We start from the raw sequence: 5,474 nt of genomic DNA on the forward strand, positions 1-5,474 counted from the left end.
ACCTCGCCCTTGGTGGCCTTGGCCTCGGCCGGCTGGGCGTTGAGCATGGACAGCGCCGAGGTCAGCAGCAGCATGCCGCCGCCCACCTGGAAGCTCGCCAGCGAGATGCTAAAGAACTCCAGGATCTGCAGACCGATGACCGCGCAGGTGGCGATGACCGCGAACGCGCTGAACGACGAGATCAGGATGGTGCGCTTGCGCTGCGCCGAACTGAAGCCCTGCGTGTAGTGGATGAAAAACGGGACGATGGCCAGCGGGTTGACAATGGCCAGCAGGGTGATGAGGGGTTTGAAATCCATGCCGCTATTGTGCGGGCGGGTCGGCGGGTCGGGGCTCTTTCAGCCGGAACATTCCGTAGCCCTCCATGTGCAGCACCTTGTCGCCATGCTGGTTGAACATCTCCCACACGGTGCGCACCAGGCCCACGTCGGGGCGTTTGCTCATGGGGCGCTTTTCGGTGATGGTGTGCTGCAGGCGCAGCACGTCGCCGGGGTACACGGGCTTGGTCCACTTCAGGCTTTCCAGGCCGGGCGATCCGAGGCTGGAGGTCTCGTGCAGGAAGTTCGTCACCATCAGCCGCATGGCCATGGCGCAGGTGTGCCAGCCACTGGCGCTCAGGGCGCCGAACACCGAGGCTTTGCCGCCCTCGTCGCTCAGGTGAAAGGGCTGCGGGTCGAACTGGCTGGCGAAGGCGATGATCTCTTCGCGCGTTGGCGAGAGGCTGCCCAGGTCGCGCACCTGGCCGATCTCCAGGTCTTCCCACCAGATTTTGATATGGGGGCTGTTCTCGGGTGTTGTTGCGGTCATGGAGTTCCTTGTTCAACGCCCGCCAGACACATCCAGCAGGCTCATGGTCGTGTAACTCGCAGCGTCCGACAGCAGCCAGACGATGGCCTGTGCCACCTCGTCGGCCGTGCCGCCGCGCTGCATGGGCACCAGGTGCTGGAGGTCCTTCACGCGGTTGGGCAGCCCACCCGAGGCGTGGATCTCGGTCTCGATCAGGCCCGGTCGCACCGCGTTGACCCGCACACCCTCGGCCGCCACTTCCTTGGCCAGGCCGATGGTGAAGCTGTCGATCGCGCCCTTGGCCGCCGCGTAGTCCACGTACTGCCCGGGCGAGCCCAGGCGCGACGCTGCGCTGGAGACGTTGACGATGGACCCACCCGCGCCGCCGTGCCGCGTGCTCATGCGGCGCACCGCTTCGCGCGCGCAGAGCATGCTGCCGATCACGTTGATGTCGAACATGCGCTTCCAGCGCGCCACGCCCATCTCGTCCACCCGCGCCGTCACGTCGACCACGCCCGCGTTGTTCACCAGGCCGGTCAGGCGGCCGAGCTTGGCGTCCACCTTCTGAAACATGCGCAGCACCTGCGCCTCGTCGCCCACATCGGCCTGCACGGTGATGGCGCTGCCGCCGCTGGCGCGGATGCGGCGCACCACCTCGTCGGCGGCCAGCGAGTTGTGGGCGTAGTTCACCGCCACGGCCCAGCCCTGCTGCGCCGCCAGCCAGGCGGTGGCGGCGCCGATGCCGCGGCTGCCGCCGGTGACCAGCAAAACCTTGTCCATGTCCTTGTCTCCTCCAAACCGGGTCAAACAGCGGTACAACCGCGTCTGCCGCACCATAACGCAGCGGCCGGCGCCGCGCCCGTCGCGGACCGGACCCCCCACATTCAACGCACGGAGACTTCATGGGAATTTTTGTCCAGCTCACCGCCGCCGACGGCTTCACCTTCCCCGCCTACGTGGCCCAGCCCGCCGTCCAGTCCAAAGGCGGCTTGGTCGTGCTGCAGGAGATTTTTGGCGTCAACAGCCACATCCAGGCCGTGGCCGACGGCTACGCCGCCGAGGGTTACTTCGTCGTCGCGCCGTCCACCTTCCACCGTGTCAAGGCCGGCGTCGAGCTGGGCTACACCGAAGCCGACATGGGAGCCGGTTTTGAGCTCAAGACCGCGGTGGAAGCGCTGCCGGACCCCGGCGTGCTGGCCGACATCCAGGCCGCCATTCACCACGCCGCCCAGGGCGGCAAGGTGGGCATCGTGGGCTACTGCTGGGGCGGCCTGCTCACCTGGCGCAGTGCCTGCGAACTCGTGGGCCTCACCGCCGCGGTGCCCTACTACGGTGGCGGCATGACCACCCCGGCCGAAGTCGCACGCCGCCCCCAGGTGCCCGTGCTGGCCCACTTCGCCGAAGAAGACAAATGGATCCCGCTGGACAGCGTGCAGGCCTTCCGCCAGGCCCACCCTGGCGTGACGGTGCACACCTACCCGGCGCACCACGGCTTCAACTGTGACCAGCGCGGCAGCTGGAACGCCGCGGCCGCCCAGCTGGCGCGCGAACGCACCCTGGCCTTCCTGGCGCAGCACCTGGGCTGACGGCCATGGCCCCCGCCGCGCGGCTGCTGGGTCTGCTGGCGGTCGCCTGTACCGCTGCGGCGCAGGCGCAAACCCCGTACGCCGGTCCGTTGTTCGACGCCCACCTGCACTACAACGACGAAGCCTGCGTGCACGCCTCGCCCGATCCCGCCTGCCCGCACCCGCTGGAGGACGTGCTCGCGCGCATGCAGCGCAACGGTGTGCGCGCCATCGTGGCCAATTCACGACCCAACGACGGCACCCGTGCGCTGGCGCACGCGCGCGCGCAAACCCATGCCGCTGGCGTCACGGTCGTGCCCTTCGTGCGCCTCTACCGCGACCGGGCGGACTACAACAACTGGTTCCGCGACCCCAGCATCGCCGAGCTGGTGCAGACCGAGCTGGCGCGCGGCACCCCCAGCGGCCCCTACCGCGGACTGGGCGAGTTCCACCTCTACGACAGCGCCAACGCCAACGGCCCGGTGGCGCGGCAGCTCATGGCACTGGCCGCCGACAAGGGCCTGGCCATCCTCGCGCACGTGGACGACGTGGCCATCGACCTGCTGATGGCGCACACCGCTTCCAGCGGGCCGAGCGATCTGCCGCGGGGCCGCCACAAGGCTGAGCGTGGGGGCAGCGGCTTTAACCTGATCTGGGCGCACACCGGCATTGGCGGAACGCCGGTGCAGAGGGTGGATGAGCTTCTGTCGCGCTACCCACAGCTGATGGGCGAACTGTCCTACCGCCCTGGCCTGACCTGCGACGGCGGTCAGCTCTGCCCCGAATGGCGTGCCCTGCTGCTCAAGTACCCCGACCGCTTCCTGATCGGCTCCGACACCTGGGTCAACCAGCGCTGGCTGTACTACGACGAGCTGATGCAGGGCTACCGCGCCTGGCTGGGTGGCCTGCCGGCCGATGTGGCGCGGCGCATCGCGTGGAACAATGGCGCCCGTCTTTTTGGTCTGACCCCCGCGAACCGATGATCCAGCTGCACCACTACCCCAGCACCGCCAGCATGGCGCCCCACATCCTGCTGCAAGAGCTGGGCGAACCCTTCGAGCTGGTGCTGGTCGACCGCATGCGCGACCAGCAGAAGTCGCCCGATTTTTTGCGCCTGAACCCCAACGGCCTGATCCCGGTGCTGGTGGACGGCGACCTCGTGCTCTACGAAACCGCCGCCATCTGCCTGCACCTGTGCGACACGCGCCCGCAGGCCGGGCTTGCGCCCGCGCTGGGCACGCACGAGCGCGCCCATTTCTACAAGTGGATGGCGTGGCTGACCAACACCCTGCAAGCCACGCTGATCGTCTACTTCTACCCCTGGCGCTGGGTGGACCTGGACAACGCGGCGGGGGCCGAGCAGGTGCGTCGCCAGGCGCAGCGCAAGGTGCACGAGCTGATCGACCAGCTGGACGCCGAGCTGGCGCGCCACGGCGGCCCCTGGTTGATGGGCGCCACGTACAGCGCGCTCGATCCCTTCGTGTTCACGCTCTGCCGCTGGACGCGCAACTTCGACGAGCACCAGGCCCGCTCGCTGCCCCACCTGGGGCCGTACCTGCAGCGCATGCTGGACCGCCCCGCGGTGCAGCGCGCGCTGGCCAGCGAGGCGCTGGAGCCGCCCTTCATCTGAGGTTCAGCGTGCGCTGCGGGCCAGGTAGCGCTTGCGCCAGAACAGCACGCCCAGCAGCGCAGCGATCGCCACCATCGAGCCCATCGCCCACCAGAAGCCACCCTGCTCGTGCAGCAGCGGGATGAACTCGAAGTTCATGCCGAAGATGCCCGCGATCAGGTTCAGCGGCAGGAAGATGGCCGTGAGCGCCGTGAGCGTGCGCATGATGTCGTTGGTGCGGTTGCTCTGCGCCGAAAAGTGCATCTGCACCGCTGTCTCGGCGTTCTGCTCCAGCCGCCGCACGTGGTGGATCACGCGTTCGATGTGTTCCAGCACGTCGCGGCTGCGCACCTTCAGCAGTTCCAGCCCCTTGTGGCCGCCGAAGTGGTCGCTCGCGCCCTCGACCACCTCCCAGCCAGCCAGTGCCTCGATCCAGTCCTGGATGGCGGCGCGCTGGTCTTCGCAGATCTGGTCCAGCTGGTGCAGCGAGATGCGCGCGTCCAGCAGCGAACTCCAGTTGTTGAAACGGGTGGACGGGTGCAGCAGTTCGGCCTGCCAGTGGTCCAGCTGGCGCGTGAGTTCGCGCCGCAGCTCCAGGTAGCCGTCCACCATCTGGTTGACGATGCGCAGCATCAGGTCGGCCGGTCCGCTGGGCAGGTTCACGCCGGCGGCCCGTGCGGCGCTGGTGCCCGCCGCCAGCAGGCGCGTGGCGTAGTGGTCCAGCACCGTGCAGCCGGCCGGGTGCACCGTCAGCAGCACGCGGTCGAACACCGCAAAGCCCACCGGGCTGGTGTCGATGCGGCGCAGCACCGGGGGCCCACCGCGCCGTGTGGCCTGGGTCAGCACCTGGCCGGGATGGGCCAGGTCGGTTTCGCTGTGGCCGGCGGCCAGGCGCCGGAACACCAGCAGGTCGTACTGCGAGGTGTAGTCGAAGTGCGAGGGCAACTGGTTGTTGAGCAGGTCCGAGATGTGCAGGTCCACCAGCGACGTGCGGTGCATCCGCTGCAGGGTGCTCTGGATGTGCGCCTGTTCCAGCTCGAACTCGCGCCGCCCACAGGCGATCCACACAAAACCCTCTGCAGGCGCCTGCGACGGCAGCGTGTCGGTCTCGATCACCGAGCCGGGCAGGACGAGGAAGACGCGCATCGGTCCGGGCCCGTTCAGGCGCGCAGCAGGCGGGCGGCGTCGCGGGCGAAGTAGGTCAGGATGCCGTCACAACCTGCGCGTTTGAAGGCCATCAGGCTTTCCATCATCACCGCGTCGTGGTCCAGCCAGCCGTTGATCGCGGCGGCCTTGAGCATGGCGTATTCGCCGCTGACCTGGTAGGCGAAGGTGGGCATGTGGAACTCGTCTTTGACGCGGCGCACGATGTCCAGGTAGGGCATGCCGGGCTTGACCATCACCATGTCTGCGCCTTCGGCGATGTCCAGCGCCACCTCGCGCAGGGCCTCGTCGCTGTTGCCCGGGTCCATCTGGTAGACCTTCTTGTCGGCCTTGCCCAGGTTGGCGGCCGA

7 protein-coding genes and 1 pseudogene are annotated in these 5,474 nt (G+C 68.4%); 3 read left to right on the top strand and 5 right to left on the bottom strand.

Annotated elements, in window-relative coordinates:
• The 3 genes from ACR2JA_RS10335 to ACR2JA_RS10345 all read right to left on the bottom strand — a co-directional run.
• On the bottom strand, positions 1–299 hold a 299-nt coding region (locus ACR2JA_RS10335; protein ID WP_434009000.1), incomplete at its 3' end, for a MarC family protein.
• A gap of 4 nt (positions 300–303) precedes the next feature.
• Positions 304–807, bottom strand: a complete 504-nt coding sequence (locus ACR2JA_RS10340) for a MaoC family dehydratase (protein ID WP_434009001.1) — start codon at positions 805–807, stop codon at positions 304–306.
• 12 nt (positions 808–819) lie between these two features.
• Positions 820–1,566 carry an SDR family oxidoreductase gene (locus ACR2JA_RS10345; RefSeq protein ID WP_434009002.1) on the bottom strand — a complete coding sequence of 249 codons (747 nt, stop codon included), beginning with the start codon at positions 1,564–1,566 and terminating at the stop codon, positions 820–822.
• Positions 1,567–1,688: 122 nt separating this feature from the next.
• Between ACR2JA_RS10345 and ACR2JA_RS10350 the strand changes: the two genes are divergently transcribed.
• Genes ACR2JA_RS10350 through ACR2JA_RS10360 form a run of 3 tightly spaced genes read left to right on the top strand, consistent with a single transcriptional unit; the run spans position 1,689 to position 3,981 of the window.
• Complete coding sequence (locus ACR2JA_RS10350) at positions 1,689–2,372, top strand: dienelactone hydrolase family protein (RefSeq protein ID WP_434009003.1); 684 nt, start codon at positions 1,689–1,691, stop codon at positions 2,370–2,372.
• A 5-nt stretch (positions 2,373–2,377) separates the two neighbouring features.
• Positions 2,378–3,334 (top strand): amidohydrolase, encoded by a 957-nt coding sequence (locus ACR2JA_RS10355; RefSeq protein WP_434009004.1) that lies wholly within the window; start codon positions 2,378–2,380, stop codon positions 3,332–3,334.
• Complete coding sequence (locus tag ACR2JA_RS10360; RefSeq protein ID WP_434009005.1) at positions 3,331–3,981, top strand: glutathione S-transferase family protein; 651 nt, start codon at positions 3,331–3,333, stop codon at positions 3,979–3,981. The genes ACR2JA_RS10355 and ACR2JA_RS10360 overlap by 4 nt, the downstream gene beginning before the upstream one ends.
• A 3-nt stretch (positions 3,982–3,984) precedes the next feature.
• Here ACR2JA_RS10360 and ACR2JA_RS10365 read toward each other — a convergent pair whose 3' ends face one another.
• Positions 3,985–5,106: a magnesium transporter CorA family protein gene (locus ACR2JA_RS10365; RefSeq protein ID WP_434009006.1), complete on the bottom strand. Its 1,122-nt coding sequence runs from the start codon at positions 5,104–5,106 to the stop codon at positions 3,985–3,987.
• Positions 5,107–5,120: 14 nt separating this feature from the next.
• Positions 5,121–5,474, bottom strand: a pseudogene (locus ACR2JA_RS10370) (porphobilinogen synthase); the annotation flags it as partial.

This window comes from Hydrogenophaga sp. (assembly GCF_051007235.1).
GTDB lineage: Bacteria > Pseudomonadota > Gammaproteobacteria > Burkholderiales > Burkholderiaceae_C > Hydrogenophaga.

What these genes read in the sequence shown, in the direction of transcription:
- ACR2JA_RS10350 (WP_434009003.1), top strand. Translation starts at nt 1,689, where the DNA reads ATGGGAATTTTTGTCCAGCTCACCGCCGCCGACGGCTTCACCTTCCCC.
- ACR2JA_RS10365 (WP_434009006.1), bottom strand. Translation starts at nt 5,106, where the DNA reads ATGCGCGTCTTCCTCGTCCTGCCCGGCTCGGTGATCGAGACCGACACG.
- ACR2JA_RS10360 (WP_434009005.1), top strand. Translation starts at nt 3,331, where the DNA reads ATGATCCAGCTGCACCACTACCCCAGCACCGCCAGCATGGCGCCCCAC.
- ACR2JA_RS10355 (WP_434009004.1), top strand. Translation starts at nt 2,378, where the DNA reads ATGGCCCCCGCCGCGCGGCTGCTGGGTCTGCTGGCGGTCGCCTGTACC.
- ACR2JA_RS10345 (WP_434009002.1), bottom strand. Translation starts at nt 1,566, where the DNA reads ATGGACAAGGTTTTGCTGGTCACCGGCGGCAGCCGCGGCATCGGCGCC.
- ACR2JA_RS10340 (WP_434009001.1), bottom strand. Translation starts at nt 807, where the DNA reads ATGACCGCAACAACACCCGAGAACAGCCCCCATATCAAAATCTGGTGG.